Raw genomic sequence first — 25036 nt, 5'->3', positions numbered from 1 at the left:
TCTCGCAAGAGCTCTTGCGAGTTGGTTTGAATTATTAACCAAACTCGGGTTTCTCCCTTCGGGAACGTAGCTCCTTCAGAAAAACTCAACCAGAATTTTGAAGATGCTAAGCGCATGAACGCATAGGATTTCTACGCAGCCAACTACTAACAAATTTTATAAAGTATAAATCTTCCCCAAGTACTAATTATTGGAATCTAGCGAGGTGTTAATTATGAAAGAAGAACATATGGGAAAATGCTGCAATCAGTCATGCGCATGGTTTGCATGGTTAGTATTAGTAGTTGGCGTTTTATTTTTATTAAGAGATTTAAGCGTATTTGCATTAAGCGTTGATGGTTGGACAGCATTATTTGTGTTAACAGGCTTATATCTAGTTGTTAAAAGCGCGCAATAAAATTATTTTTTTTAATTTTCTTCTATTTTCTTTGCAGGCTCTGTCTTGAATGAAGTTTTTGGTGCTATGCTGGTAGTTATTCTTCGCAGAATAATTTATAAACCAATACCACCCCTAAATTACTATGCATAACCTTCACAATACTACTTTAAGCAAACCATTGTTTCGATGTAAAACTTCAAAAAAAGAACTGCAAGATCTTGTACTTGCATGGTTAGGATTAAGCATAGCATTTACCATTCTTCTCATGGGATCAACAGGAAGTTTCCTCTCTGCTTTTATTATTGCAGTAGTTGCAGTTGGTTCTGGATTTTTGCTCCATGAATTAGCGCATAAAATGGTAGCGCAATATTATGATTGTTGGGCAGAATTCAGAGCAGATTATATGATGCTTGGCTTGGCAATAGCATTATCATTTGGAGGTTTTATTTTCGCAGCGCCTGGTGCTGTGATGATTACAGGTTATTCCATTACACGGGAAATAAATGGTAAGATAAGCTTAGCAGGTCCTCTAACAAACTATGTGCTTGCCCTATTATTCTTAGCTCTTTTCCTTATGTTTCCATCAACAGGATTATTATTCTTGTATGGCTTTATGATTAACAGCTGGCTTGGGTTATTTAATCTCCTACCCTTTGGGAATTTTGATGGTGTTAAAATCCTCGATTGGAATAAAATAGTGTATGGTATAATGGCGGGGTTTGGGATTATTCTATTGATTGTTGAGAAGATTATTCCTTATGTATTAACATAATTATTTAGGGGGAAAATCACTATTTTCCTAGTTGCGTTCGTTTCACTCAGCAACCACCATCGGCTCGGCTGTAGATGTTTGTTATGGAAGATGCTATCCTCTCTGGAACCTCGGATAGCATTTGATGAAACATCAGATAAGCCTCGCAAAAAAGATGGTGGCACTTTTCGCAATATCACTTACAAATTGGATTGTGCCTCTGGGGGATAACTTTTATATAACACCTCTAGTTATAACATATCATGGAAAACATAACCAAAGAATCTCCCTTATTGAAACGTGAATCATTAACTATTAAACCAATTATTCTGGGCAATAAATCGGAACCAGTTTCAACGATAAAATTGCTTGATAATCTTATCCAAGCGCGTGAAGAACTGTTCAAAAGTGATAATAATACCCGTGCTGAGGCACATAAAAAATTCTTATCGGTACTTTATTTGAAATAGCATATTTCTACAATTCTCAAAGGTACGTAATAAGTCTGTAGTTTTAGCGCCTGCTTTTGTGAAGCTTTTCTTAATTTCACTGTGAGGATTTTTCGAGGTTCCAGAGAGAAAAATCCAATCGAAATCCACTTCAAAAGCTGAACCGGCGCTAAAACCATAGAAGACTTATTACGTACTCTCAAAGAAAACACTTATAAAGAGGAAGCTACTACAAACAGCAAATAACTTAATTGAGATTATAGTCTCTCTTTTAAGTAATAGAGAATATGGAGGAGAAGAATATGGGAAATTTTAACCGTGGCGGCGGCGGTGGCGGAGGCTTTAAGCGAGACTTTCAACCACGTCAAATGCACAAGACAACCTGCTCAAAGTGTGGCAATGAATGTGAAGTTCCTTTCAAGCCAGGAGAAGGCAGACCAGTTTACTGCAGAGATTGCTATCAAAGCATGAAAAAATTTTAGTTAAAGGTATTTCTTTCTTTTTTTACTATTTTTATTATATTCTAGCTTTTACCATCTACTTATAGTTACACATATAAACCCTTCTAAACAGCACCCAAAGGTTTATATATTTGAAGCCTTTAATAGCTATATTATATTTATTGTTAGGGGATATATACATGGGACAACAAGAAGTGTATAATTTTTTAAAAGAAAATAAGGGTAAATGGTTTACCTCTAAGCAAATAAGCGAAGCAATTAATGTTTCTATTGGTTCAGTAACCATGAGTTTAAAGAAATTGCGTAAAAGCCAGATGGTTAAATACAAGAATACTGGCAAACGTAATGAATTTCAGTATATGTTTAAATAGGGATTCTAATGATATATTTTGTGGTGTTTCTTGCAATTCACCTTACAAAAACAATGATATTCTACATGTTCTTGCAGATGCAGCAGAACATGTTGATTTTATCAATAATACCACACATAGAATTGATGGACCTACTGGTGAAACTGTATTTTCTCGTCTAAAATATACTAATTTTGAAGAAATAAAACAGTTTTTCAAACCTATTAGCATTATTTGATCGAGTTCTTGATAATATTGGCATTAAAACAACAACAAAGAACGAAATTATTAGATATTTCCTTGTTATGTTTTGTTGTTTGGGGTATAATCTCTGGAAATTAGCAAATGTGTTTGGTTTGAATATTACTTTAAAGAATTTTGTATGTTATATTTTCAAATTCATTAGAGAAATTTCTTTGAAAATGAGATTTGATACCGGATAAATCATTCTTTTTTTAAAACATGGGATTTCCTGCAAGTACGTATTAAGTCTTTTTCAGGTTTAGCGCCAGTTCAGCTTCAGAAGTAATTTAACATTGGATTTTTCTCTCTGGAACTCCGAAAAATCCTCAATGCATAAACTCTTAGAGCTTCACAAAAGTAGGCGCTAAACCACAGACTTAATACGTACGATGTTACTTTCGAATCTACTGATAAAACCGAAAGCCTTAAATAATAATTATAACAATTATAATAATATTAATATAAATAACAAAATTAATAATTAAACTAAGGTGAAACTATGGGAACATTGTCCGTTTCAGTTCCTGATGAATTAAGGGAACAAATGATTAAAATGCAGGAAATTAATTGGTCAGCAGTAGCGAGAAGAGCATTTGAAGAAAAGCTCAAAGAAGTGGTAATTATGAAGAAATTAAGCAGTAAAAGCAAACTTACACCTAAAGATGCGAAAGAAATTTCTGAAAAAATCAATGAAAACATGGCAAGGAAATTCAGGGGAATGTAATCAATGCAAGTTATCATTGATGCTAATGTCATCATAGCTATGCTGGTAAAACCAGGAAAACCTATTGATCTATTTTTTGACAGTAGATTAAGTATTTTTGCACCTCAATTACTTTTTGAAGAACTAGAACAAAACAAAGAAGAACTTATGAGTAAATCAAGTTTAATAAGAGAAGAATACGAATGGCTTTTAACCATACTTGCTCATAGTATTCAAATAATTCCTGAGCAAGACTTTCTTAGTTATAGGGAAAAAGCCGATAAAATCTGTCCAGATCCTAAAGATATGGTTTATTTTGCTTTAGCACTCTATCTAAACTGCCCTATTTGGACAAATGAAAAGAAACTGAAAGAACAAAATGATGTTACGATTTATGCTACTCATGAACTAATACGAATGTTTGAAATTAATTAAATCATTAGAATTCCACATTTTACCCAACCAATGTCAGCACTAAAATAATAATCTATATAAACGTCATGCTATTTTAGAATAGCATGACAATCAAAGTAACCTTTCCCGATGGCACAAAACGCGAATATAAAAAAGGGATAACAGTATTAGAGGTAGCAAAATCAATTTCTGAAGGGCTTGCAAGAGCAGCATTAGACTTTAAAGTAAATGATCATTCAGTGCTTCAGGAAACAAAGCTTGATAAAGACTGCGCTTTCAAAGTGATTACAACCAAAGACAAAGAATCTCTCGAGGCATTACGTCATTCCTGCGCGCATTTGTTGGCAGCAACCATGATTGAATTATATCCGGGAGCGCAAAACGCAATAGGTCCGCCAATTGAAGATGGTTTTTACCAGGACTTTGAACTTCCGCAGCCGATTTCTGAAGCTGATTTTGCAAAAATAGAAGAGAAAATGCGTGAAATTATCAAAACATGGGGTGTTATGGAAGGAAAACAAGTTACTGTCCATGAGGCATTAAAACAATTTAAGTGGAATAAATACAAAACAGAACTGATTAATGAATTTGCAGAAGGAGGAAAAAAATTAACCTTTTACACTGCAGGGCATTTTATAGACCTCTGTAAAGGTGGGCATCTTTTTAATCCAGGCAAACATGTACAGCATTTCAAGCTTTTGTCAGTTGCAGGCGCCTATTGGCGTGGCGATGAAAAAAATAAAATGCTGACACGAATTTATGGTACAGCATTTTTTACCAAAAAAGAATTAGATGAACATCTTCATCGTTTGGAGGAAGTAAAAAAACGTGATCACCGCATACTGTCAAAAAAACTAGACTTGGCTAGTTTTCACGAAGAATCACCGGGTGCAATATTCTTTCATCCTAAAGGAGCTATTATTTTCAATGAATTACAAACCTTCATCCGGGAGCAATATTGGGAGCGTGGATTTAGTGAAGTTATTACACCGTTAGTTTATGATAAATCTCTCTGGGAAACTTCAGGGCATTGGGGATTTTACAAGGAAAATATGTTTACCTTTATGGTTGATGGCAAGGAAGTGAGCTTAAAGCCGATGAATTGTCCAAGCCATTGTCTTATTTACAAAACACAAACAAGAAGCTACCGTGATTTGCCTTTGCGATTTGCAGATTTTGCTGCATTGCACAGAAATGAACTTAAAGGTGTTATTGGCGGAATGACAAGGGTAAGAAAATTTCACCAGGATGATGCCCATATTTTCTGCACTGAAGAACAACTAGCTGAAGAACTTGATAACTGCATTGATTTTGCAAATTATGTCTATGCGAAAACATTTGACTTTGAATTTCGTTTAGAACTTTCCACAAAGCCTGAAAAATCAATAGGCACTAAAGAACAATGGGATGTAGCAGAACGTGTTTTGAAAGAAGCATTGGATAAAAGCAAGTTGCCGTACAAAATAAATCCAGGTGATGGAGCATTTTATGGCCCTAAAATTGATCTCCATATTAAAGATTGTTTAGGAAGATCATGGCAGTTATCAACGATACAGGTTGATTTTCAACAGCCATCAAGATTTGGTTTAACGTATGAAGGCAGTGATGGAAAAAAACATACCCCTATTATGATCCATCGTGCAGTTCTCGGTACCTTGGATCGATTTATAGGGATTCTCATTGAACATTGTGCAGGTAAATTTCCCTTATGGCTTAGCCCAGTGCAAGTCCGGTTATTAACCATTAATGATAATGTGGTTGAGTACGCAGAGCAAGTTAAAGCTCAATTAAAATCCCAGAAAATACGGACAGAAATCAACAAGGAACAGGAAACGATCAATAAAAAAGTGCGTGATGCTCAAATGCAGTACATTCCTTTAATTATTACTATTGGTGAAAAAGAAAAAGAAGCTAAAACACTGGCAGTAAGAACATTGGATGGTCAAGTAAAGTTTGGTATTAAATTAGATGATTTTATTAAACACATTAAAAATGGGATTGATAAAAGAATGTTGAATTTTAAATTATAAATCCTATCTATCTAATTATTTATTTTCATCGCTAAGAATTTTATTTAGTTTTTTTAAATCATCAATATCTTTAACTAATATTTTCTCTTTAAAAGGTATGGTTCCAAATGCTTGTTTGTCTTTTTCAGAAAGTATGTCTTTGTATTTTGCTTCAACAGCGATAAGACGTTTATTTTTTAGTTGAATAATAAAATCAATTTCATGATCGTCTTGATAAAAATAATTTACTTTTCTTTGTTTTATAGTTAAAAATACAAAATTTTCCCATAAAGCGCCTTTATCCTTATTGCCCACAAATGTTGTTTTTATGCCATTATCACATATGTAAATTTTTTTAGGAGAACGCAGTGCTTCGTTATATGACTTAGTATATCGTTGTATTTGATAAATAAGAAATGTTTCTTCGAAATAAGAAATATATGAACTTACGGTTTCTACATCTAGATCAAGAATTTTTGCTAATTTGTTATATGTTAGGTTTTTTCCTACTCGTTCGCATAATAATAAAAATAATTCTTCTATCTTTTTAGCGTTTTTTATATTATGTTTACCAATAATATCTTTGTAGATAATATTAGAAACCAGATTAGTTATTTTCTCTGGATCATTCGTAAGAATATACTCAGGGATTCCACCTGTTACCAGATAATCAGAGAAATAATGTTTTAATAACTGGCTTTCGCTTTTGTCTACGCTTATGTTTCTAAATAAAAGATATTCTTCAAATGAAAGTGGATTAATAAGTAAAACTTTATTTCTACCGGTAAGAAAAGCTTTTTTATCTTTGATCAATAATGAATTTGAGCCAGAAGCAATTATCTTTGCATTTTCATGGTCGTGAATTATTTTTATGTCTTGTTCAAAAACATTAAAATATTGAACTTCATCTAAAAAAAGATATATCTTTTCTTTTACGGAGATAGCTTGTAACTCACGGTATTTTTCTACCAGGCTGAGGAGTGAATAGGTTGCTAAACCACTATGATCTAACGAAAGGAAAAGAATATTTTTAGCAGGTACACCTTGCTTTAATAACATTGCGATTACTTGCTTTAACAACGTTGTCTTTCCAACTCTTCGCAAACCCATGACAAAGGTAACCTGTTTTTCATTGAGTTCTTTATTTAGTAGTAAGAGATACTTTTCCCGTAAAATCCCGGGTGAAGTAAATGCTTCATTCCACCAAGGATTAAAACGTGCAAATATAGTCTCGAGTTCCATGATCATAAGATAATCAAGCTTATTTATAAATGTTCCGATTACTAATCGGATATATTCTACAAACTATATGTTCATATCATACGCATACATCAAAAATAAAACTATATAAACAAGTAAGTTCTAAAATGAATGCAATGGAAAACAATCTACTTTATCCAGAAGTTGAAAAAGTGGTTGAATATAATTATTTGATATTAACCTTACTAAAAGCAAAGAAAGGAGATCAGCAAAAAACACTAAGTGCGGCTAAATTATTCCAAGTAATTGAAGAATGTAAATTTAATAGAGGTGATATTTATGACAAAGCAGTTGTTTTGATAAAAGGTATTGTTCAAAAGCATCCATTTGCTAGTGGGAATAGAAGAACAGCTTTTATTACAACAAAAGATTTCATTGTTAAAAATCATCATACATTTGGAATTAAAGATAATCCTGATTATGTACGAGTAATGTTAGGAATTAGAGAAAATTATTATATGGATAATGAGATTAGGGGGTGGATAATCAATGAAGCTAAAAGCAAAGGTAGTAATTGATGAGATTGAACATGTTAAAAAGCTAATTAGTGGGCATCGTAAGCTTTTAGAGGCAATGGGTAAATTATAAATCGTAATAATATTATCATATATTCTACAAACTATATGTTCATATATATATATATATATTTAAATACCAGTTTCTCAAGAATATAAGCTAATCATTAATCATCATATATCAAAGAGGTGTATTATTATGATGAAAAAAGCATTAAGTCATGGTTTAGTGTTAGTTCTTATTGTTGGTGTTGTTGCGGTTGTAAGTATGGTTATGATGTCGAACAACAATAGTACAAGTTATGAAGTCACGGGAGATTCTGATTATGGTATCGGCTATGCGGTAAAACAAACTTCTCAACCGGTGCAGTTAAATGATGTTAAATATGGGGATGTTGTTGCTATAAAAACAACACATAACAAATATTGGGTTAGTGAAACTGGCGTAGATGAACACAAATATGGACTAAAGTCATTTTCTGACTATTATCGCGTAACTAGGGCTGATCGTGATACTATTGGAGAGTGGGAGAAGTTCATGATTTTAAAACTTGATCCAAAAAATCCAAGTATTCCTGATATGAAGAAGATGGGTACCAAAGTACAATGGGGAGATATAATTCTCATTCACCCAATGAGATCTGATAGCGAATTTGCATTTGATCCCAAATACCAGGGATTTGCTGGAGGGGACGTTAGTCATAAAATAGTTACTTCAGGTGAGTTGTATGTTATTGCTGAAGATGGTAATGCAGCGGTGTTTAATTTGATAGGTGGTTTGGAAGTGGAAGGTTCACATACGTTTGATTGGAGGCTTATGCAAGCAAGATATTCTGATTGGTATGTTGGTACTTGGCATGAATTCAAAGTAGTTTATCCTCTTGACCCAGATGGTAAAAAAGGAACAAAAGGCACAGTACATTATAACCAACCATTTGCTTTGAAAACAGTGCATGGAAGATTTGTAACAGGCATTCCACCAAATCCTCCAGAGCATAACGGTCATTTAGAAGCAAAAGCAACCGTGCTTGGGCCTTGGGAGCAATTTACGGTTGTAAAGGTAATAAACTAGTTTTTTCTTTTCTTCCACATTTTTCTTTATTTTTTTCTTTTCTCTTTTTTTATTCATAACTGATTTTCTAAACTTTTATAAATCTCAATTCTTTTAAAAGAATCGACATGGGGAAAAAATACCATTCACGAAAACATGCGTTGTATCTTGCGCTAATTGTTTCAATAGTTATTGGAGCTGGCATATTTTCACTTCAAGGAACTAATAAGGTAACAACCTACGCCACTGTTGACATTAGAAAAGTTATAGAAAACAAAGAACCAGTATTATTGATTGATGAACAATGTGTAGATACTGATAGCAAACTTCCTGACAAGCAGAATGTGCATGAAAAAGGAAGTGTTTTAGACATGAACGGAACAAGATATGATGATAGTTGTGTCCAATATGACAATGTCAAAGGCAAGTATGCAAATCCACGGGATGTTCTTTTGTGCAGTGGGATATTGTGTAAGCACCGAGAAGGTTATTGTAAAAAACTTTCACAAGGTGAGTTGGTTGCAAAAGAAGAAACCCTTCATTGCCCCCCGCCGTATATCTGTAGTGATGGAAGGTGCCTTACCTCAAGCGCAAAAGCAAGAATTGAAAAAGTTCCTCGAGATTTAAGTAATATAAAACTCTATAAATAATCGGCTCTGGTGAAAATGTATTGCGTAGCAATATACCATCAAAGAAAGTCAAATATTATTCAATCTTTCTTTGATTCGTATAGTTTTAGCGCCTATTTCGTGAAGCTCTTCTTAACTTTATTTTGGGGATTTTTCGGAGTGCCAGAGAGAAAAATCCAATCGAAATCCACTTAAAAAGCTGAACCGGCGCTAAAACCTGAAAGATTTTCACCAGAGCCTAAATAACCATATTATTTATAAACAAATAGCAACTCTAGTTTTCCATGGTCTTAGACAAGTTAGGAGAATCTCTGAGAAACACGTTATCTAAAATAGCGAATGCGGTCTTTGTTGATGAAAAATTAGTGAATGAATTAGTCAAAGATATCCAGCGTGCTTTGCTTCAGGCAGATGTCAATGTAAAACTCGTTTTTGAGTTATCAAAAAAAATAAAAGAAAGAATTCTCAAAGAAGAAACACCTCCTGGATTAACAAAAAAAGAATATCTCATCAACATTGTTTATGAAGAATTAACTCATTTTCTTGGAGCTGAAGGGGCAAAAATAGAATTAACGAAAAAGCCCTTCATCATCATGCTCGTTGGTTTATTTGGGAATGGTAAATGTGTTGATAAAAATACCAATATTCTTTTATGGAGTGGGCAAACAATAACTGCAGAAAAACTATATCTTAAGCATCAATCAAAGGGAGAAATGGGATTGCAGGATGGTTCTATTATTCCACTCACTGATGATCTCTATGTTCCTTCAATGAATGTTAATACCTTGAAAATAGAAAAGAAAAAAATAACTTATTTGTGGAAACTAAAAGCAAAAAATTTAATGGAAGTTTTTCTTGATAATGGAAATAATTTTTCTGTAAAAACAACTTATGAACACCCTTTTTTCATCCTTAATAATGGTGCTATAACGCAAAAAAGAGCAGATGAATTAACTAACGGCGATTTTGTTGGAATTCCAGCGTATGTTCCTTCTGAATCAAAAACCATGTATTTTATTGAACAAATAAAAAATATGAATGTAGACCTATATCTTCCACAGAAAAATATATCACGGGTGAAGGAGGACATTAAAGCAAAGTATACCACGTTAAAAAATGCAGTAAAATCACTGCCATTTAAGCGAAATTATGCAAAATTTACTCTTTCTCTTAAAAATGGTCAGGTTCCTGTTCAGTTTATTAATGGTTATAATGAAGAAAGAATTACATTAAAACATTACGATTCTATTGAAGCGGTGCAATTTCCAACGCGATTTTGTTCGGAATTAGCGGAATTTGCAGGGTATGTAATTGGAGATGGGTATCTCTCAAAAGGATCAATTAACATAAGTAATGAAGATTCAGAAATTATTGACAGAATTAAAGAGCTTTCACTATTTTTATTTTCAAAGAAAATAGCAGAAACAAGAGATAAGAGATCAGAAAAACTAGTCTGTTTGCGATTAAATTCACAGTCCTTAGTGCAAATATTTCATCAAGTGTTTAAGATACCTATAGGAAAAAAAGGAAGATATTTAGAAAGCCCAGGAATTCTGCAAGAGTCTTCTTTAGATGCAGTATCTCTTTTTTTAAGAGCTTATTTTGATTGTGATGGTTATTTTAATAAAAAGGAAAGGCAAATTGAAATTGTTTCAGAAAGTAAAATATTGCTGCAGCAAGTCCATCATTTGCTTTTGCGGTTTAATATTTTAGGTATATTATCTAAAAAAGAAATAAAAAATAAAGAATACTATCGATTATTTATTCAAGGAAGATATGCAGTTGCATTTGGAAAAAAGATTGGTTCTTTAATCAAGAGAAAAAAGGATGCGCTTGAAAGTTACTCTATAATGACTATTAAGCAAGGAGACGGTAAACAAGACTTAATTCACGTTGGAACTTTATTAAATGAAGTCAGGAATGGTTTAGGATATTCAATTAGTCAAATACAGCAAGAGGTATCTTCATATGGTTTATATGAACAAAAAGGCTGTATCTCAAGAACTCAATTAAAAAAACTAGTGGCTATTTATGACAGAAATAAAATAGGTAATTTCTCCAAATTGATTGGAGTCCTTGAAAATAAAGAAGTTGCTTCTTTATCAAATGAATTGCAGCTTAATCAGCCTTTAATCAATGCTTTAGTTGGTCAATTTAAATCTAAAGGTATGCTTGCTGAAGTTACAAACTCGCCAACTAAACTAATCTTAACAAAAAAAGGAAAAGACTATGTTCAAAATATGAATAAAAACAGCGTCAATGATAAATTAGAGCAATTAAGAAGATTAGCATTCTCTGATATTTCATGGACAAAGGTAACAAAGGCAGTTCCAGTTAGTAACTCTTCAGAATATGTATATGATCTTACGGTTGAAGATAACCATAATTTCATAGCAGATGGTGTTATTGTTCATAACACGACAACTGCAGGTAAACTAGCAAAATTCTTCCAGAAACGCGGAAGTAAAATTGCCCTTATACAAACAGATACCTGGCGTCCAGCTGCTTATGATCAGTTGCAGCAATTAGGGGCGCAGCTTCATGTTGATGTTTATGGCAATAAAAAAGCAAAACAGCCAGGTCAGATTTATAATGAATATAAATATAAATTCAAGAATTATGATGTTGTTATTGTAGATACAGCAGGAAGAGATGCATTAAATGAAGAATTGATTGATGAATTGAAAGAATTAAACACAACAGTTCATGCTGATGAAACAATCCTTGTTATGGCTGCAGATCTTGGTCAGGCAGCGCAAAAACAAGCAGAAGTATTCAAAGAACAGGTGCATATTACAGGAGTCATCATCACCAAACTTGATGGTACAGCAAAAGGTGGCGGAGCATTAACTGCCTGCGCTGTAACTAGCGCTCCAGTAAAACTCATTGGTGTAGGAGAAAAAATTGATGCTTTGGAAGAATTTAAGCCAAAGAACTTCGTCGGCCGTTTATTAGGGATGGGCGATTTAGAAGCCTTATTAGCAAAAGCAAAAGAAGCAATCACCGAACAAGATGCTGAAGATTTAGGGAAGAAATTCTTATCAGGTAAATTTAATCTTATTGATTTATACGAGCAAATGCAGGCAATGACTAAACTGGGGCCTTTATCAAAAGTATTAGAGATGATTCCGGGAATGTCTTCAATGCAACTGCCTAAAGAATTAGTTTCAGGACAGGAAGACAAGCTTAAGAAATGGAAATATATTATGGATTCTTGCACAGAATATGAATTAGAAAATCCCGAAGATTTGGATAATGCCAGAATTGAGCGCATTGCGCATGGTTCTGGCTCTTCACCTGGAGAAGTAAAAGAGTTGCTGAAACATTACAAGCAAAGTAAGAAGATGATGAAGATGTTTAAGGGAGCAGGTTCAGGCAACATGCAGCAAATGATGAAGAAATTCAAAGGCTTGCCAGGCATGGCAGGATTAGGAATGAAATAATGATGTTTCAAGGCTCTGGTGAAAATGTAGTTTTTGGCATCTTTTTGTGAGGCTCTTCCCATATATTTATCGGGGATTTTTCTCTCTGGCACTCCGAAAAATCCCCGATAAATATATCAAAAGCCGAACTGATGCCAAAACCGAGGCTATGCCGAGATTTTCACCAGAGCTACATTTCAGAAAAAATTTATAAATCTCAAACATCAAAAATAATCTATGTCCAAGAGAGCATTATCATATAATGTAATTTTATGGTTAATTGTTCTTCTTGTTGGTGTAGTTGCTGTTTTCTCAGTTTATAATTCATCGTTAAGTTATCAAGGTTATATGGTCAAAGGAATGCCAACGAAAGGCATTAGCCAAGTCCAAGTGCCAATTACTTTAGAAGGTTGTTCAGATTCTGATGTTATTCAAAAAAACTACAAGAATTTCCCTCTTAATAAATTCCAATATGTGAATCTTAAAGTAGCAGGAACTGCTGTAGCATTAGATGGCAACAAAGGCGTTGATACTTGTATTTCACGTTCTGGTCCTGTTGCAGCTTCAGGTTATGTAAAAGAATATTATTGTCGTGTACTGCCTAAAGGTAGCACCACTATTGAGTCTTTAATTGAGGAATGCAAGAATGGCTGCAGTAGTGGTGCTTGTAAGTAATAAGGAGGTTTAATATCATGAAAAAAGAATTGTTATCTTATTCAAGTATGTTAATTGGTATTGTTTTGCTTGTGGGAATGGTTGCTTTATTTGCATCCTCTAATGTATTATCTAATACATCTCCAACAGGCAATGCAGTGAAAGCATATCGTGTAGAAAAACCAGCTCCTGAATGGCTTACCAGTCCTTGTTCTGATAGTGATATAGCAAAAAAAAATGATATGGGTAAGAGCAAAAACACCTATAAATGGGTAAACTTAGGGACAAAAGGTACTATTTCATTAAAAGGCAATAGTAAAATTAAACCAGAAACGCTTACTGATGCTTGTATTGATCAATTTGGGCAAAATACCTATGAATCATCAGAACTCAAAGAATGGTATTGCCAATTACTGCCAGGCGGTAAAATCATTCATGGCCAGGAGCGTTTTAAATGTCCTCACGGTACAAAATGCCAAGATGGCGCTTGCATTAAGAAATAAAATAATCAAATGATCCTAAATAAAAAATAGGTGATAGTATGAAACAAGATAACAAATCAACCAATTATGGAGTTTGGTTAGTTGTAGCAGTAGCAGCTGTTGCAATAGTTGTAATGTGGCAAGTAACACAGCCTCGGTTTTCAGCAGAATTTAATGGAAATGAAGCAGACCTCAGTGGTGAGGCAATTAAAGGTATGCCTTTTGCAGGAATAGAAAATCCACCACCTGTTCAGTTGAAAACAGGATGTGAAGATTCAGACAAAACTACTAAAAACTATGGAGGATTAGACTTGAAAAAATATACTTATGTTAATCTCTTTGAAAAAGGAATGGTTACTATCAGTCCTTCGAGCAGTTCAGGCCCAGTTGACGAATGTGTTGATACTAAAGGAAACGTTGTAGCTGCGTCAAGAAATGTAAGAGAATGGTATTGCAGACTAAATAATAATGGCCAGACGGTAATAGAATACAAAGATATTGCATGTCCTGCAAGTTACATTTGTAAATCAGGAGCATGTTATAAGTAAGAATACTGTTTTTTTCTTTTTATTTTGAGTAAACATTTATAAATAAAACTGCCTCCTTTTCTCATAATAACTAAATAATATAGGTGTATTGATGGCAAAACAAAAAGAAGAATTAATGCAGCGTAAATATATGGAATATAAGATGATTGAGCAGCAGGTTAAGCAGATGCAGGAGCAGTTGGAAAAGTTCGAAACGCAGTCAGTTGAACTTCACAATGTTAAACAATATTTAGATGATCTTCAGGCTGCTCCAAAAGGGACTGAAATTCTTGTTCCTTTAACTAATGGGATATTTGTCAAAACAAATCTAGTTGATGCTGAATCATTAGTTGTCAATGTTGGCAGCAATGTAGCGGTGAAAAAAACAAACATGCAAACAAGATCAATGGTTCAGGAGCAGATAGTTGAAATTGAAAAATATAAAATGAAGGTTCTTGAAAATCTCAGCATGTTAATGGCGCATGCGCAGCATCTTGAAAAAGAGCTTCTCGCCTCTGCAGAAAAAGAAAAAAGCAAGTAAAACTAAAGAGTGATGCAATGTTTAAATTCCTGAAAGACAAATTAAAAGATGCTTTTAAAAAATTCTCTAAAGAGGTAGATCATGAATCAAAAGAAGTTGAAGAAACAGTTAAAGAGCTTGAAGATGAAGCGCCGGCAATACTTAAAAAGAAATATCCTTCTCAAGAAAGCAAAGAACATGTTATTATCAGAGAAGATAAACCTGAGCTTAAGTCTGTTCTTAACAAGAAACCAGCTAAGGAAGAACCGGTTGAAGAAATTACTTTTGAAGAAACATTTGAAGAAGAACAAGGTGAAGAAGAGAAAATTGAACAAGAAGCAGTAACGCAGGCTGCGAAAGATATTCCAGACATTGATAAAGAAGTTCTTAAAGAATTAGAGCAAGAAGAAGGAGAAGAAAAAGCGGAATATGAACCGGAATCAGGAGCATCTTCTGAATTACTTCCTGATATGCTTACCAAGGACGCTGTAATCCCTGAACAATCAAAAAGTAAACCTAAAAAACAATCTGAAGAACTCCTTGATGTCCCGCCTCCTGTTGAGGAAGTTGAAGGAGAAGTCAAAGAACCAGAAAAGAAACAAGAACCAAAACAACGCATCCCTGAAATAAAACCAGAAGTAAAAGAAGTAAAGAAAGGATTCTTTTCACGATTAAAAGAAAAGATAATTGGCAAAGAAAAAGAGCCTGAAGAAGAGGGATTTGAAGAGGAAACAGCTATTTCTCCTCAAGATCAGGAAATTCAGGAATTAGCAAAAGAAATAGAGCAGCCTCCTTCGCCAATTGAAATTGAAGAACCAGTCAAACAAGTAATTGAGAAAAAGAAAGAAGAAATAGAAGTAAAACCACAGAAGGTTGATGATGAGCTTGAAGAATTGAAGCAAGAAGGGTATCATGAAATAAGTCTTGAACCGCCGAAAAGAGCGGTAAGAATTCCTGAATACGTTGATGAAGAACAGGAAGAAAAACGCGGATTTTTCGCAAAAATAGCAGATGTTGTTACTAAAACAACCTTATCTGAAGAAAAATTTGAAGAATTATTCTGGGAGCTGGAAGTTGCGTTGATGGAAAATAATGTAGCTGTTGAAGTTATTGATAAAATTAAAGGAGATTTAAAAGCTGTTTTAGTCAATAAGAAAATTCAACGGGGAAAAAGCTTAGATATTATCAGAGCAGCATTGCAGCATTCCATTGAGGATTTATTTAATGTTGCTGGTTTTGATCTTGTCCAAGCTGTCCGTGTTAAAAAACCATACATCATTTCTTTTGTTGGGATTAATGGTTCTGGGAAAACAACGACCATTGCAAAGATTGCTCATATGTTAAAGATGAACAATGTTTCCTGCATTATTGCAGCTTCTGATACTTTTAGAGCAGCTGCTATTCAACAGCTTGAAGAACATGCTGAGAAAATAGGAGTAAAATTAATCAAGCATGATTATGGCGCAGATCCTGCGGCAGTTGCTTTTGACGCAATAAAATATGCACAAGCAAAAAGTATTGATTGTGTTTTAATAGATACTGCCGGCAGATTGCACAGTAATACTAATCTCATGGATGAAATGAAGAAAATTATCAGAATAGCAAAGCCGGATTTGAAAATATTTATTGGTGAGGCTATTACCGGCAATGATTGTATTGAACAAGCAAAGCAGTTTAATAAAGCAATAGGGATTGATGGTATTATTCTTTGCAAAGCAGATGTTGATGACAAAGGCGGAGCAGCTATTTCAGTAAGTTATGTTACGGGCAAACCTATTTTATATTTAGGTGTCGGACAAAGATATGCAGATTTATTAAAGTTTGACAAGAAATTGATTATGGATACTATTAGTTTTTAGGGGCTTCGGTGAAAATCTCGGCATAGCCTCGGTTTTGGTGCCGTGATTATCTTACTTATGTATAATAAGGAAAAAATTCCTACTGGAACTTCCTTTTTTCCCACGTACTAATTTGAAGGATAATCACCAGCATGGCACCAAAAACTACATTTTCACCGAAGCCGTTTTTAGGCATTACTTTAACAAGTCTTAGTCATAAACATGAGGTCTTCGATCTATTTTAGTTATAAGAACTATTTTTTCTTTATCTTTTATTTTATACAATGCTCGATAATCTCCTATTCGATAGCGAAATATTTTTTCTCCATCACCATCCCTCCCAATAAATTTTACGTCATTGGGAACTGGATTATCTTTAAGGCGCTTAAGTCGATCTTGTATACGTTCTTTTTGTTGGTTCGGTAATTTATCAAGAAATTTGTCAGCACGTTGAGATAAGTCAACAAAATACAACTTAAACAAGCCTCTTTATCTTTCCTTTCTTTAAATCTTCTTCAGCTTCTCGTAAAGAATCCAAATCATCTATTGTTAGAATAGTATCAGGATCAATCATGCGTTCTTTTATATAATCCAATTCTTGCTTAATAGTATCTAATTTATTTAATATGAGTTTTGTGTCTTCCATAAGTTATTGAATAACAATACTAGGTTATATAATTTTCTCCTTAATCACTATTAAGTAACACTATATTATATACTTTGACTTTTCACCAACTAATATACAAAAAGCCATACTAATATCCTAAAACACAACATTTATATATTGGCGTATCTAAAAGAATGGCATGGTCCTGTTATTTGACCTTTACAATTTGCCTGAAGATGTGTATGAAATCATATTTGCTACAAAGCAGCAAAAGATAGTTGGTAAGCTTCTTATTAATGAAATGAAAAAGAATCAAGGCACTATGACTAAGACAGAAATGTCGCATTTTGCCACAGTTTTGCATGAAGGAAACATGGTTGCAACGTTAGATGAACCTGAATTTAAAGGCAAGCAGGTAAAATTAAGTTATAATAAACGGCAATTTTATGACCGTATTTTAACGCCAATGAAGGGCATGGGTTTGATAGATTATGATCTTTATAAAAAAACCTATAGGATTAGTGATAGATTTAACAAAGTAATGATGAAGATAGGGTTATTGTGGATGCAGGAATACAGAAGAGAACAGCATTGAGATAACTTTTCTTAAAATATATAAATGATAAATGATTCAATTTATTGATGCAAAAAGAGGAAGCATTACATGAATGGCTGAAAGAGTACATCAAACATCGGAATTTGATGAAACAAGATATTATTAAGATAGATGATAAACCATCTATAATTAGCGTACAATATAAAACAAAAAAACATGTTTATATTATTGTTACTGATGCAATTAAACTTCTTGATCATTTAAACATAGTAAAAGACAATACGCATCTTTCATTAATAGTTCCTAATCAAAAGCAATTTGTTGAAGCAATGATTAAAGCATGGGATAAAATAATTATATTTCCTTTGTTGAGCATATTTTTTGTTAACCCGCAGGCATTAGGAGAAAAGAAATGGATTATTTATCCTTCAACACACAATTCAATTTCAGACAAAGCATCATTAGAAACAGGTTTGATGAGTTTATTTCAGGGTGTTGAAGCTTATCCATAAAAGTTAGTTTGTTTCCAAGAGCCATTTCCAAACAGGCTTAACAATTATTTTCTTTTTGTTTATTTCAATTTCTTGTTCATCATCATTGGTTAAAATCAGGCCGGTTTTAATTTTAAATTTGTCCATTGCTTCGAGCAGGCCATTTAGCTCTCTTTCTTTGTTTATTTCAGTTAAGTTCCAACAAACCTGAACTACCTCTTTCACTACCTTATTTTCTGCCACTACAAAATCACATTCGAATTTTTCTGAAAAATAAAATACTTCTCCTTTATTTTTTAATTCTGTAAAAACTACATTTTCCAACAGCCATCCGTCATCTTTAGTAAATTTAGTAGAAATTTTTGAAATAAAACCATTATCTACAACATATATTTTCTTATCATTTATTATTTGTTTTTTAAAACTGTAATCAAATTTGCTGACCTGACTCACAAAATAAGTCTCTTCTAAATAATCAATATATTTTTTAATAGTGTTGGCGCTGTTTATTTTAATAAATTTTTTAAGAGAATTATAACTAAATCTTTGCGATATGGTTGTTATGAGATATCGGTAAAGTTCTTTTAATTCGGTCACGCCATCAACATTATATATTACTATGACATCTTTAACTACAATATCTTCATACACTCTGGTTAAAATGTCTGGATCTTGGAAATGCACGTATTCAGGCATTCCTCCTTCAACTAAAAAGACGGTAAAATGTTTTTTAATCTCTGCCTTACTCACTGTCCTGAAAAGCGCATCTTTGTCAACGCTAAATTTTCTTGCAACTAAAAATTCCCTAAATGAAAATGGTCTTACTATGATATCAATATGCCTTCCGGTAAGCTTTGTTCCAATTTCTTTGCTTAATAGTTTGGCGCTGGAACCGGTTATAAAAAATTTAAATCCTTCATCATAAAATCTTCTGACAAAATTTTCAAAGTGAGCTATATTCTGTATTTCATCAATAAAAAAAGTCTTTTTCTCACCAAATAATTCCACTAGTGTTTCATATATTATATTGAAATCTTCTGCGTTGAAATTAAATAATCGTTCATCCTCAAAGTTGACATAGTAAAAATCGAGATCATTATACTGTTTTTTTATCAATTGTCTCAGAAGCGTGGATTTTCCACTACGTCTTAAACCCGTGAGAACTACTACATGAGGTAATTTTGCCTTTTTTTTTATCAGATTTAAAATAGTTCTTTCTACCCCTAATGGTCTTTGTAAAATTGCTTCTCTTTGTTCTACCAGTGTTTGTTTTAATCTATCTTTAGGTATCATATTTATGGTAACTATTTAACTGCTATTTAAATGTTCTCATTATTATTAATGAAAATATTAATTAATTCTCATTATTAGTGAGAATATTCTACAAACTATATGTTAATATATATATATATATATATATATTTAAATATCTCTTTCTCAAGAGAGTATTATTTTATTTCATTCATCACATAGAAAATAGGTATACATTTAAGCTTGCCTTTCTTTGCCAGCAGTTTTTCAGAAAGTATGATAGCTTTTTTAGGTTTATACTTCTCAAGAAAACTGGTAAACGATCGTGTGGTTACAGGAGATGTTAAATGTGATTTTACTTCGATAGGGATAATATCCCTTTTTTCTTCTAAGACAAAATCTACTTCAGCTTTTGATTTACTTCGCCAGTATTTTATTTGTTTTTCAGCTTTTATCAGTTCAGATGCAACAAAATTTTCATAAAGAGTTCCTTTGTCTTGGCGAAACTTTAATCTATCAAGAGATCGTATCACAATATTACGAAAACCATTATCAAAGAAAAAGATTTTAGGTGCTTTCACTACTTCAGTTCGTTTATTAGTGTAGAAAGGATAACTTTTAATGCACATGAACGTTTTTTCTAATATATTTAGTTTGTCAAGTACCTGTTTATGAGATAAATTGGTTATTTGTGCTAATTCATGGTAATTAATAATATTGCCCACTTGTAAAGCCAGCACATAGAGCAATCTGCTCAAAGTATAATCGTCAGCGATATTTAAAATTTCTTTAACTTCTTTAAGAAAATAGGTATTATAAATATTTCTTAAAACTATTTCTTTTTCCTCTTTATTTTCAGTAGTAATAACACGAGGATAACCTCCATAAATACAAAATTCTTCAAAATAGGGGAAAATCTTTTCAATAATAGGGTTCGTTAATGTTTTTCCCGTATAAATATTCTTAAACAGTAAGGGTTCTTTGTAGGCAAGATACTCTTCAAATGAAAAAGGATAGAGAGTAAAAATAAAAATCCTTCCCACTAAGTATTTGATGCCGTGTATGGAGAGTGCAGTTGCTGAAGAGCCAGAGATAATTATTTTAGTTGAATAATGATCATAAATATACTTTAGGTTTTTACCACCATCAAGAGCATATTGAAATTCATCAATAAACAAATACTTATAAGGTTTAACATATAATTCAATAAACGAAGATAAATCTGTAGTGAATAGTTCTAATAATTGTCTATCTTCAAAATCTATAAACTGAGCATTATCAAGATTTTTTCTGATGTGTTGGAGAAGCGTTGTTTTTCCACTCTGTCGTGGACCTATAATAGCTATGATCTCTTTCTTAGGCAGATACTGCTCTAGTATTCCTTCTAAAATTCTTTTAATATACATTTTAACCCTGCTAAAATTACTTTTAATTGAATAATAGCATACATATTTATAAATATTGTGGTGATTTCGGTCAATTATATATTCTACAAACTATATGTTGATATATATATATATATATATTTAAATACCAGTTTCTCAAGAATACATAAGTAATCATTAATCATCTGTCAGGAAAACATAGGATGTATTAAGCAAGAATTAGTTGATTCTTATTGTGATGGAAGTTGGCAAGTCAATATTTCAAAAAGTACATTGACTGGTACTACAAACACTTTAAAGTATGATTGTGATTTCCTTAATAAAAAATGTGCAGTAAACAACAAAGGGGCATCGTGTACTTGATTTTACTATGTCTCTTTCTCTTTCTTTTTTAGTTGTTACTCATTCATAATAAATAGAAACTTTTATATAGCTCTATAATCTATCTTATATGAACCATGGAAGAACATTTCGTTGCATTACAAGAAGCAAAGGACGCAGCGAAAATAGCAGACCATATGGTGATGGTTACCTATAATGTAGTTAATGATCCAAAATTATTAGTTGTGGTGGCAGAGAAATTATTAGCAGCTCAGGCCGCAGCTATAAAGTCAGTATTGTTATATGAAGTTTATCAACGCCGGATTCCATCTTTCAAAGAAGATTTTCTTGACATGTTTTCAATGTTCAAGGTAAGATGCAGCAGGCGTTATCAATTTAATCCAGCGTATGTGGATGCCATTCATCAAGTGTATGAAATTACACAGCATCATAAGACAAGTCCGGTAGAATTTGTCAGAAAAGAGAACTATGTTATTTGTTCAGATGAATATAAGACTGATGTTATTTCAAAGAAATTTTTGCGTGAAGCTTTAGAAAAAACAAAATCGTTTATTGTGGATGTTGAGAAAATGATTATGAAGGGAGCTGCTGATTAATATGAAAGAATATGTTGAAGAGTTCAAAGATGAACTAAAGCGCGTTGATCACTTGATCTATGTAAGTTTAAAATATACACGAACGGTTGATGTTTTAAAAAATGTTATTTTGCGTTTAGTTAATTCTTTTGAGATTCTTATTAACGGCATAGTAAAAGAAGCCCATGAGAAAGGAATTTTATTTGAAATTCCTCAGCCTGCAATCCATAAATGCGAAGAAGTTAAAAAATTATATCCTCAGAATGAAGTAATCAATGAGTTTATAGATTTCTATATTTTGCTGAGAAAAATTGCAAAAAATGAAGAGTATGATTCTATTAATGAATTCAGGCGTCATGTTGCTTTTATCATCGAAGTAGATGGCGAAACTATTGAAGTATGCATTGATCTGGTTACTGAGTATTATAAAAAAGCAATGCAGTTGATGGAGCACTTAATAGAAATTGTTGGGTAATCCCATGACTAAATTTATTGGTGTTATGTGCGCAAAAGGCGGTGTTGGAAGAACACAAGTTACGATTAATTTAGCTCATGCTTTGCAGCATATTGGTTATAATGTGCTGGTTCTTGATTGTGATTTCAGCTCTCCTAATATTCCCATTTACCTCGGTTTATTGGGGACAAAGAATACTATCCACAGCATCTTAAAAGGCGAAGCCAAGCTTAATGAAGTTATCACGTTGCATGAATCTGGGTTAAGATGCATTGTGGGGAGCATAGCCTATCATGATGCAACAATTAGTGATGTAGATCTTCTGGAAAAAGTGCTCTGTGAAATTGAGGGATTTGATATTGTAATGGTTGATACTTCAGCAGGGTTTCAAAGTTCGACCTCTAACCTGATGAAATTAATGGATAATGTTCTCTTAGTAACAGCTCCTGAATTGACTGCAGCAACTGACTGTTTGCGCACGATAAAATTGGCGCGCGATTATAAAAAAAACATTTTAGGGGTTGTGGTGAATAAGTGGAGGGGAGATGCTCTAGATATGAAGCCAGAAGCAATCGAAAGCTTTTTATCTACAAAGGTTGTAGGAAGGATACCTTATGACAATGATATTAGGAATGCTGTATTCCTTCGGCAGCCAGTAGTATATGCCTTTCCCGATGCGCGTTCAACAATAGCCTTCAAAAAATTAGCATCAAACTTAGCAGGAACAACCTATCATGCTGAAAAAGCAGCTCCTGAAGAATTGGAAAACATTTCAGTAAAAAAAACAATTTTAAAGCAGACATTGCATGATTTTGGGTTAATATAGCATATATCATCGTAAGCACTGGTGAAAATGTAGTTTTTGGCATCTTTTGGTGAGGCTCTTCAAGTTTATATGTGAGGATTTTTCGAGGTTCCAGAGAGAAAAATCCAATGAAATATACTCTTAACAAGCCGAACTGATGCCAAAACCGAGGTTATGCCGAGATTTTCACCAGTGCGATCGTAAGATTATTATACTCTTGATACAACTATTTTACCATGGATGAAGCAGCAAAAAAGAGGCTATCTGAAAAAGGATGGAGAAAAGAAGATCTTATCTATGTAGATCACTTGATGAAGGAAGAAAATAAAAAACATCACCATATCAATCAGCATCTTAGTAACATCAGTTTCTGGACATTAATGTTGGGTGTTGCAGTGATTAATGTGATCATGTCTATTTTCATTATACCTTTTTTAATTCTCTTGCAGGGTCCTTTAGTATTTTTATCTGCTCTTGTTCTTGGTTTTTTGATGGGCTTTTTCTTCAAATTTCTGATGCTGGAATTAGAAGGCTTGGAAGAAGAACACCACAAGGTCATTCTCTTGTTAGTTCCGGTGATGGCATTGATTGATATATTTATTATTCGATTGTTTATGAATTGGTTAAAAGTGTTATTTACGGTTGACTACAATTATGATGCAGCAGTATTTGTATTTATGATATTTTTCTTAGCGCCATACATTGTCTATCATTTCTGGCATCGTAAGTTGGAAGAGAGAATTGTGTAGTTATACTAAGAGATTATATCTCTTAGTATAAGTATTTGATAAAGAAATACGCAAATATACTTAAGCAAATAACAGAAATAATTATTTTAATGATAAAGAATCTATTCCAAAATTGTTTTTTTACATTACTCTTTTTATTTTCGTTAGGTATCATTAATGTATCAACAACACTCTGATAAAATTTCTTATCCTTTCGATGTGTTAATAATCGAGCAACTTTATCTTTTGCAACCCATCGTGCTTCTGGATTATCAGGATCTTGTGGTTTCAGTATCTTCTCGTTTGTCGTAAACAAAAACATCATAATTGTTTTTAACTCAGAGGTATCATCTCCGCCAGTTTTGTTGATTTTATAGCGTTGATAACTTCCGAGTTCCTTAACAAAGTGCAAATCCTTAATCCCAGATTCTTCATAAATCTCTCGTTGGCTAGCTTGTAGAGGATTTTCATCTTTTTCAACATGCCCTTTAGGCAGTGACCATGCTCTGCCATGCTGATTAACCACGAGAACAAGATTATCCCTGAGTACTATGCCGCCTGCGCTTGTTGTTCTTTTCATAAAGCTACAAAATAATAGATAGTATTAATATCTTTCGACAAATAACTTTATAAATAACCTTAATTTTCGCTGAATTGGTGATCATACATGGCAATTGTTGGATTTAATTTCACAAATATTACTGCAGTTAAAAAAGAACTCTCCAGAGGTAAAATTAGAATCAGCAACAATGTTGCAATTGAGAGTGTTGAAAAGTCAAACTTTGCTCTTGGTCAGGACAGCCAGGAAACCGTTAAATTTAGCTTCAAATTTGTTTCAAAATTTGATCCAGAAGTTGGTGCTATTGAATTAGTGGGAAATTTAATTGTGATTGAAGCAAAAGAACAAGTAGAAGAAATTTTAGATATGTGGAAAAAAGGCAAACGCCTGCCAAAAGAAGTTATGACTGAAGTATTAAATGTTGTCTTGGCGCGCTGCAATGTCCAAGCATTAATCTTATCACGCGATGTAAATTTACCTTCGCCAATTCCATTGCCTAAAGTGAAGATTGCAAATAAATAAGATTTTTTATTTTTATTATCATTGAGTAATGAGTTATATTCTGCACAGAGTTGTTTAATAAAAATCCTCAGTAGAAAGACAATAATATTTATAAACGTATGAGG

General features: G+C 33.0%; 31 protein-coding genes. 25 read left to right on the top strand and 6 right to left on the bottom strand.

Going from position 1 to position 25036, the window contains the following annotated elements; translation table 11 throughout:
* Window positions 1-214: 214 nt before the first annotated feature.
* The 9 genes from HYY69_07530 (at window position 215) to thrS (ending at window position 5780) form a co-directional block, all read left to right on the top strand.
* Entirely contained in the window at window positions 215-397 is a 183-nt protein-coding gene (locus HYY69_07530; GenBank protein ID MBI3033301.1) for a hypothetical protein, read from the top strand.
* A 124-nt stretch (window positions 398-521) separates the two neighbouring features.
* Window positions 522-1151: a metalloprotease gene (locus tag HYY69_07525; GenBank protein MBI3033300.1), complete on the top strand. Its 630-nt coding sequence runs from the start codon at window positions 522-524 to the stop codon at window positions 1149-1151.
* Window positions 1152-1393: 242 nt separating this feature from the next.
* On the top strand, window positions 1394-1600 hold the full coding sequence (locus HYY69_07520; GenBank protein ID MBI3033299.1) for a hypothetical protein: 207 nt from the start codon (window positions 1394-1396) through the stop codon (window positions 1598-1600).
* Window positions 1601-1866: 266 nt separating this feature from the next.
* Window positions 1867-2061 carry a DNA-directed RNA polymerase gene (locus tag HYY69_07515; GenBank protein MBI3033298.1) on the top strand — a complete coding sequence of 65 codons (195 nt, stop codon included), beginning with the start codon at window positions 1867-1869 and terminating at the stop codon, window positions 2059-2061.
* A 158-nt stretch (window positions 2062-2219) separates the two neighbouring features.
* The gene (locus tag HYY69_07510; GenBank protein ID MBI3033297.1) at window positions 2220-2411 is read left to right on the top strand and encodes an HTH domain-containing protein; all 192 of its coding nucleotides are present in this window, start codon (window positions 2220-2222) and stop codon (window positions 2409-2411) included.
* Window positions 2386-2628 (top strand): hypothetical protein, encoded by a 243-nt coding sequence (locus tag HYY69_07505; GenBank protein ID MBI3033296.1) that lies wholly within the window; start codon window positions 2386-2388, stop codon window positions 2626-2628. Before HYY69_07510 ends, HYY69_07505 begins: the two co-directional genes overlap by 26 nt.
* A gap of 504 nt (window positions 2629-3132) precedes the next feature.
* Window positions 3133-3357, top strand: coding sequence for a hypothetical protein (locus HYY69_07500; protein MBI3033295.1), 225 nt, complete (start codon window positions 3133-3135; stop codon window positions 3355-3357).
* 3 nt (window positions 3358-3360) lie between these two features.
* Window positions 3361-3771: a PIN domain-containing protein gene (locus HYY69_07495; GenBank protein ID MBI3033294.1), complete on the top strand. Its 411-nt coding sequence runs from the start codon at window positions 3361-3363 to the stop codon at window positions 3769-3771.
* A gap of 83 nt (window positions 3772-3854) precedes the next feature.
* Window positions 3855-5780, top strand: a complete 1926-nt coding sequence (gene thrS / locus HYY69_07490; protein MBI3033293.1) for a threonine--tRNA ligase — start codon at window positions 3855-3857, stop codon at window positions 5778-5780.
* A 15-nt stretch (window positions 5781-5795) separates the two neighbouring features.
* Here the strand turns inward: thrS and HYY69_07485 are convergent, their stop codons facing one another.
* Complete coding sequence (locus HYY69_07485) at window positions 5796-7001, bottom strand: ATP-binding protein (GenBank protein MBI3033292.1); 1206 nt, start codon at window positions 6999-7001, stop codon at window positions 5796-5798.
* 134 nt (window positions 7002-7135) lie between these two features.
* On the opposite strand from HYY69_07485, the gene HYY69_07480 reads away from it, so the two are divergent.
* From HYY69_07480 to ftsY, 9 genes are all read left to right on the top strand, one after another.
* Window positions 7136-7537: a Fic family protein gene (locus HYY69_07480; protein ID MBI3033291.1), complete on the top strand. Its 402-nt coding sequence runs from the start codon at window positions 7136-7138 to the stop codon at window positions 7535-7537.
* Window positions 7538-7733: 196 nt separating this feature from the next.
* Complete coding sequence (locus HYY69_07475; protein ID MBI3033290.1) at window positions 7734-8606, top strand: hypothetical protein; 873 nt, start codon at window positions 7734-7736, stop codon at window positions 8604-8606.
* A gap of 107 nt (window positions 8607-8713) precedes the next feature.
* The gene (locus HYY69_07470) at window positions 8714-9235 is read left to right on the top strand and encodes a hypothetical protein (protein MBI3033289.1); all 522 of its coding nucleotides are present in this window, start codon (window positions 8714-8716) and stop codon (window positions 9233-9235) included.
* A 263-nt stretch (window positions 9236-9498) separates the two neighbouring features.
* Complete coding sequence (locus HYY69_07465; protein ID MBI3033288.1) at window positions 9499-12657, top strand: signal recognition particle receptor subunit alpha; 3159 nt, start codon at window positions 9499-9501, stop codon at window positions 12655-12657.
* A 216-nt stretch (window positions 12658-12873) separates the two neighbouring features.
* A complete protein-coding gene (locus HYY69_07460) occupies window positions 12874-13311 on the top strand; it encodes a hypothetical protein (protein ID MBI3033287.1) in 438 nt (145 codons plus the stop codon).
* Between the two features lie 17 nt (window positions 13312-13328).
* Window positions 13329-13793, top strand: coding sequence for a hypothetical protein (locus HYY69_07455; protein ID MBI3033286.1), 465 nt, complete (start codon window positions 13329-13331; stop codon window positions 13791-13793).
* Between the two features lie 38 nt (window positions 13794-13831).
* Window positions 13832-14320, top strand: a complete 489-nt coding sequence (locus tag HYY69_07450; GenBank protein ID MBI3033285.1) for a hypothetical protein — start codon at window positions 13832-13834, stop codon at window positions 14318-14320.
* Window positions 14321-14411: 91 nt separating this feature from the next.
* Window positions 14412-14840, top strand: coding sequence for a prefoldin subunit alpha (gene pfdA / locus HYY69_07445; GenBank protein ID MBI3033284.1), 429 nt, complete (start codon window positions 14412-14414; stop codon window positions 14838-14840).
* Between the two features lie 758 nt (window positions 14841-15598).
* A complete protein-coding gene (gene ftsY, locus HYY69_07440; GenBank protein MBI3033283.1) occupies window positions 15599-16678 on the top strand; it encodes a signal recognition particle-docking protein FtsY in 1080 nt (359 codons plus the stop codon).
* A 189-nt stretch (window positions 16679-16867) separates the two neighbouring features.
* Here ftsY and HYY69_07435 read toward each other — a convergent pair whose 3' ends face one another.
* Together HYY69_07435 and HYY69_07430 are read right to left on the bottom strand one after the other, a co-directional pair.
* Window positions 16868-17131, bottom strand: a complete 264-nt coding sequence (locus tag HYY69_07435; protein MBI3033282.1) for a type II toxin-antitoxin system RelE/ParE family toxin — start codon at window positions 17129-17131, stop codon at window positions 16868-16870.
* 1 nt (window position 17132) lies between these two features.
* Complete coding sequence (locus HYY69_07430) at window positions 17133-17303, bottom strand: hypothetical protein (protein ID MBI3033281.1); 171 nt, start codon at window positions 17301-17303, stop codon at window positions 17133-17135.
* Window positions 17304-17463: 160 nt separating this feature from the next.
* Here HYY69_07430 and HYY69_07425 point away from each other — a divergent pair, with 160 nt between their 5' ends.
* Together HYY69_07425 and HYY69_07420 are read left to right on the top strand one after the other, a co-directional pair.
* A complete protein-coding gene (locus tag HYY69_07425) occupies window positions 17464-17859 on the top strand; it encodes a hypothetical protein (GenBank protein ID MBI3033280.1) in 396 nt (131 codons plus the stop codon).
* 47 nt (window positions 17860-17906) lie between these two features.
* Complete coding sequence (locus tag HYY69_07420; protein MBI3033279.1) at window positions 17907-18332, top strand: hypothetical protein; 426 nt, start codon at window positions 17907-17909, stop codon at window positions 18330-18332.
* Between the two features lie 3 nt (window positions 18333-18335).
* On the opposite strand, the gene HYY69_07415 is transcribed toward HYY69_07420, so the two are convergent.
* The gene (locus tag HYY69_07415) at window positions 18336-19604 is read right to left on the bottom strand and encodes an ATP-binding protein (protein MBI3033278.1); all 1269 of its coding nucleotides are present in this window, start codon (window positions 19602-19604) and stop codon (window positions 18336-18338) included.
* A gap of 155 nt (window positions 19605-19759) precedes the next feature.
* A complete protein-coding gene (locus tag HYY69_07410; GenBank protein ID MBI3033277.1) occupies window positions 19760-20968 on the bottom strand; it encodes an ATP-binding protein in 1209 nt (402 codons plus the stop codon).
* 437 nt (window positions 20969-21405) lie between these two features.
* On the opposite strand from HYY69_07410, the gene HYY69_07405 reads away from it, so the two are divergent.
* The 4 genes from HYY69_07405 (at window position 21406) to HYY69_07390 (ending at window position 23872) form a co-directional block, all read left to right on the top strand.
* Window positions 21406-21885, top strand: coding sequence for a hypothetical protein (locus tag HYY69_07405; protein MBI3033276.1), 480 nt, complete (start codon window positions 21406-21408; stop codon window positions 21883-21885).
* A gap of 1 nt (window position 21886) precedes the next feature.
* The gene (locus HYY69_07400) at window positions 21887-22339 is read left to right on the top strand and encodes a hypothetical protein (protein MBI3033275.1); all 453 of its coding nucleotides are present in this window, start codon (window positions 21887-21889) and stop codon (window positions 22337-22339) included.
* A 4-nt stretch (window positions 22340-22343) separates the two neighbouring features.
* Window positions 22344-23144: a P-loop NTPase gene (locus HYY69_07395; protein ID MBI3033274.1), complete on the top strand. Its 801-nt coding sequence runs from the start codon at window positions 22344-22346 to the stop codon at window positions 23142-23144.
* A gap of 215 nt (window positions 23145-23359) precedes the next feature.
* A complete protein-coding gene (locus tag HYY69_07390) occupies window positions 23360-23872 on the top strand; it encodes a hypothetical protein (protein ID MBI3033273.1) in 513 nt (170 codons plus the stop codon).
* Between the two features lie 22 nt (window positions 23873-23894).
* Here HYY69_07390 and HYY69_07385 read toward each other — a convergent pair whose 3' ends face one another.
* Window positions 23895-24431: an NUDIX domain-containing protein gene (locus HYY69_07385; GenBank protein MBI3033272.1), complete on the bottom strand. Its 537-nt coding sequence runs from the start codon at window positions 24429-24431 to the stop codon at window positions 23895-23897.
* Window positions 24432-24518: 87 nt separating this feature from the next.
* On the opposite strand from HYY69_07385, the gene HYY69_07380 reads away from it, so the two are divergent.
* Window positions 24519-24932 (top strand): hypothetical protein, encoded by a 414-nt coding sequence (locus tag HYY69_07380; GenBank protein ID MBI3033271.1) that lies wholly within the window; start codon window positions 24519-24521, stop codon window positions 24930-24932.
* Window positions 24933-25036 lie beyond the last annotated feature (104 nt).

The organism is Candidatus Woesearchaeota archaeon, from assembly GCA_016192995.1.
Lineage (GTDB): Archaea > Nanobdellota > Nanobdellia > Woesearchaeales > DSVV01 > JACPTB01.
The sequence above is the reverse complement of the archived record's forward strand: the minus strand, read 5'-3'. Positions and strand labels throughout refer to the sequence as shown.

Excerpts from the sequence above, each read along its gene's own strand:
- HYY69_07530 (MBI3033301.1), top strand. The coding sequence starts at position 215 with ATGAAAGAAGAACATATGGGAAAATGCTGCAATCAGTCATGCGCATGG.
- HYY69_07525 (MBI3033300.1), top strand. The coding sequence starts at position 522 with ATGCATAACCTTCACAATACTACTTTAAGCAAACCATTGTTTCGATGT.
- HYY69_07520 (MBI3033299.1), top strand. The coding sequence starts at position 1,394 with ATGGAAAACATAACCAAAGAATCTCCCTTATTGAAACGTGAATCATTA.
- HYY69_07515 (MBI3033298.1), top strand. The coding sequence starts at position 1,867 with ATGGAGGAGAAGAATATGGGAAATTTTAACCGTGGCGGCGGCGGTGGC.
- HYY69_07510 (MBI3033297.1), top strand. The coding sequence starts at position 2,220 with ATGGGACAACAAGAAGTGTATAATTTTTTAAAAGAAAATAAGGGTAAA.
- HYY69_07505 (MBI3033296.1), top strand. The coding sequence starts at position 2,386 with ATGAATTTCAGTATATGTTTAAATAGGGATTCTAATGATATATTTTGT.
- HYY69_07500 (MBI3033295.1), top strand. The coding sequence starts at position 3,133 with ATGGGAACATTGTCCGTTTCAGTTCCTGATGAATTAAGGGAACAAATG.
- HYY69_07495 (MBI3033294.1), top strand. The coding sequence starts at position 3,361 with ATGCAAGTTATCATTGATGCTAATGTCATCATAGCTATGCTGGTAAAA.
- thrS (MBI3033293.1), top strand. The coding sequence starts at position 3,855 with ATGACAATCAAAGTAACCTTTCCCGATGGCACAAAACGCGAATATAAA.
- HYY69_07485 (MBI3033292.1), bottom strand. The coding sequence starts at position 7,001 with ATGGAACTCGAGACTATATTTGCACGTTTTAATCCTTGGTGGAATGAA.
- HYY69_07480 (MBI3033291.1), top strand. The coding sequence starts at position 7,136 with ATGGAAAACAATCTACTTTATCCAGAAGTTGAAAAAGTGGTTGAATAT.
- HYY69_07475 (MBI3033290.1), top strand. The coding sequence starts at position 7,734 with ATGATGAAAAAAGCATTAAGTCATGGTTTAGTGTTAGTTCTTATTGTT.
- HYY69_07470 (MBI3033289.1), top strand. The coding sequence starts at position 8,714 with ATGGGGAAAAAATACCATTCACGAAAACATGCGTTGTATCTTGCGCTA.
- HYY69_07465 (MBI3033288.1), top strand. The coding sequence starts at position 9,499 with ATGGTCTTAGACAAGTTAGGAGAATCTCTGAGAAACACGTTATCTAAA.
- HYY69_07460 (MBI3033287.1), top strand. The coding sequence starts at position 12,874 with ATGTCCAAGAGAGCATTATCATATAATGTAATTTTATGGTTAATTGTT.
- HYY69_07455 (MBI3033286.1), top strand. The coding sequence starts at position 13,329 with ATGAAAAAAGAATTGTTATCTTATTCAAGTATGTTAATTGGTATTGTT.
- HYY69_07450 (MBI3033285.1), top strand. The coding sequence starts at position 13,832 with ATGAAACAAGATAACAAATCAACCAATTATGGAGTTTGGTTAGTTGTA.
- pfdA (MBI3033284.1), top strand. The coding sequence starts at position 14,412 with ATGGCAAAACAAAAAGAAGAATTAATGCAGCGTAAATATATGGAATAT.
- HYY69_07430 (MBI3033281.1), bottom strand. The coding sequence starts at position 17,303 with ATGGAAGACACAAAACTCATATTAAATAAATTAGATACTATTAAGCAA.
- HYY69_07425 (MBI3033280.1), top strand. The coding sequence starts at position 17,464 with ATGGTCCTGTTATTTGACCTTTACAATTTGCCTGAAGATGTGTATGAA.
- HYY69_07420 (MBI3033279.1), top strand. The coding sequence starts at position 17,907 with ATGCAAAAAGAGGAAGCATTACATGAATGGCTGAAAGAGTACATCAAA.
- HYY69_07415 (MBI3033278.1), bottom strand. The coding sequence starts at position 19,604 with ATGATACCTAAAGATAGATTAAAACAAACACTGGTAGAACAAAGAGAA.
- HYY69_07410 (MBI3033277.1), bottom strand. The coding sequence starts at position 20,968 with ATGTATATTAAAAGAATTTTAGAAGGAATACTAGAGCAGTATCTGCCT.
- HYY69_07405 (MBI3033276.1), top strand. The coding sequence starts at position 21,406 with ATGGAAGAACATTTCGTTGCATTACAAGAAGCAAAGGACGCAGCGAAA.
- HYY69_07400 (MBI3033275.1), top strand. The coding sequence starts at position 21,887 with ATGAAAGAATATGTTGAAGAGTTCAAAGATGAACTAAAGCGCGTTGAT.
- HYY69_07395 (MBI3033274.1), top strand. The coding sequence starts at position 22,344 with ATGACTAAATTTATTGGTGTTATGTGCGCAAAAGGCGGTGTTGGAAGA.
- HYY69_07390 (MBI3033273.1), top strand. The coding sequence starts at position 23,360 with ATGGATGAAGCAGCAAAAAAGAGGCTATCTGAAAAAGGATGGAGAAAA.
- HYY69_07385 (MBI3033272.1), bottom strand. The coding sequence starts at position 24,431 with ATGAAAAGAACAACAAGCGCAGGCGGCATAGTACTCAGGGATAATCTT.
- HYY69_07380 (MBI3033271.1), top strand. The coding sequence starts at position 24,519 with ATGGCAATTGTTGGATTTAATTTCACAAATATTACTGCAGTTAAAAAA.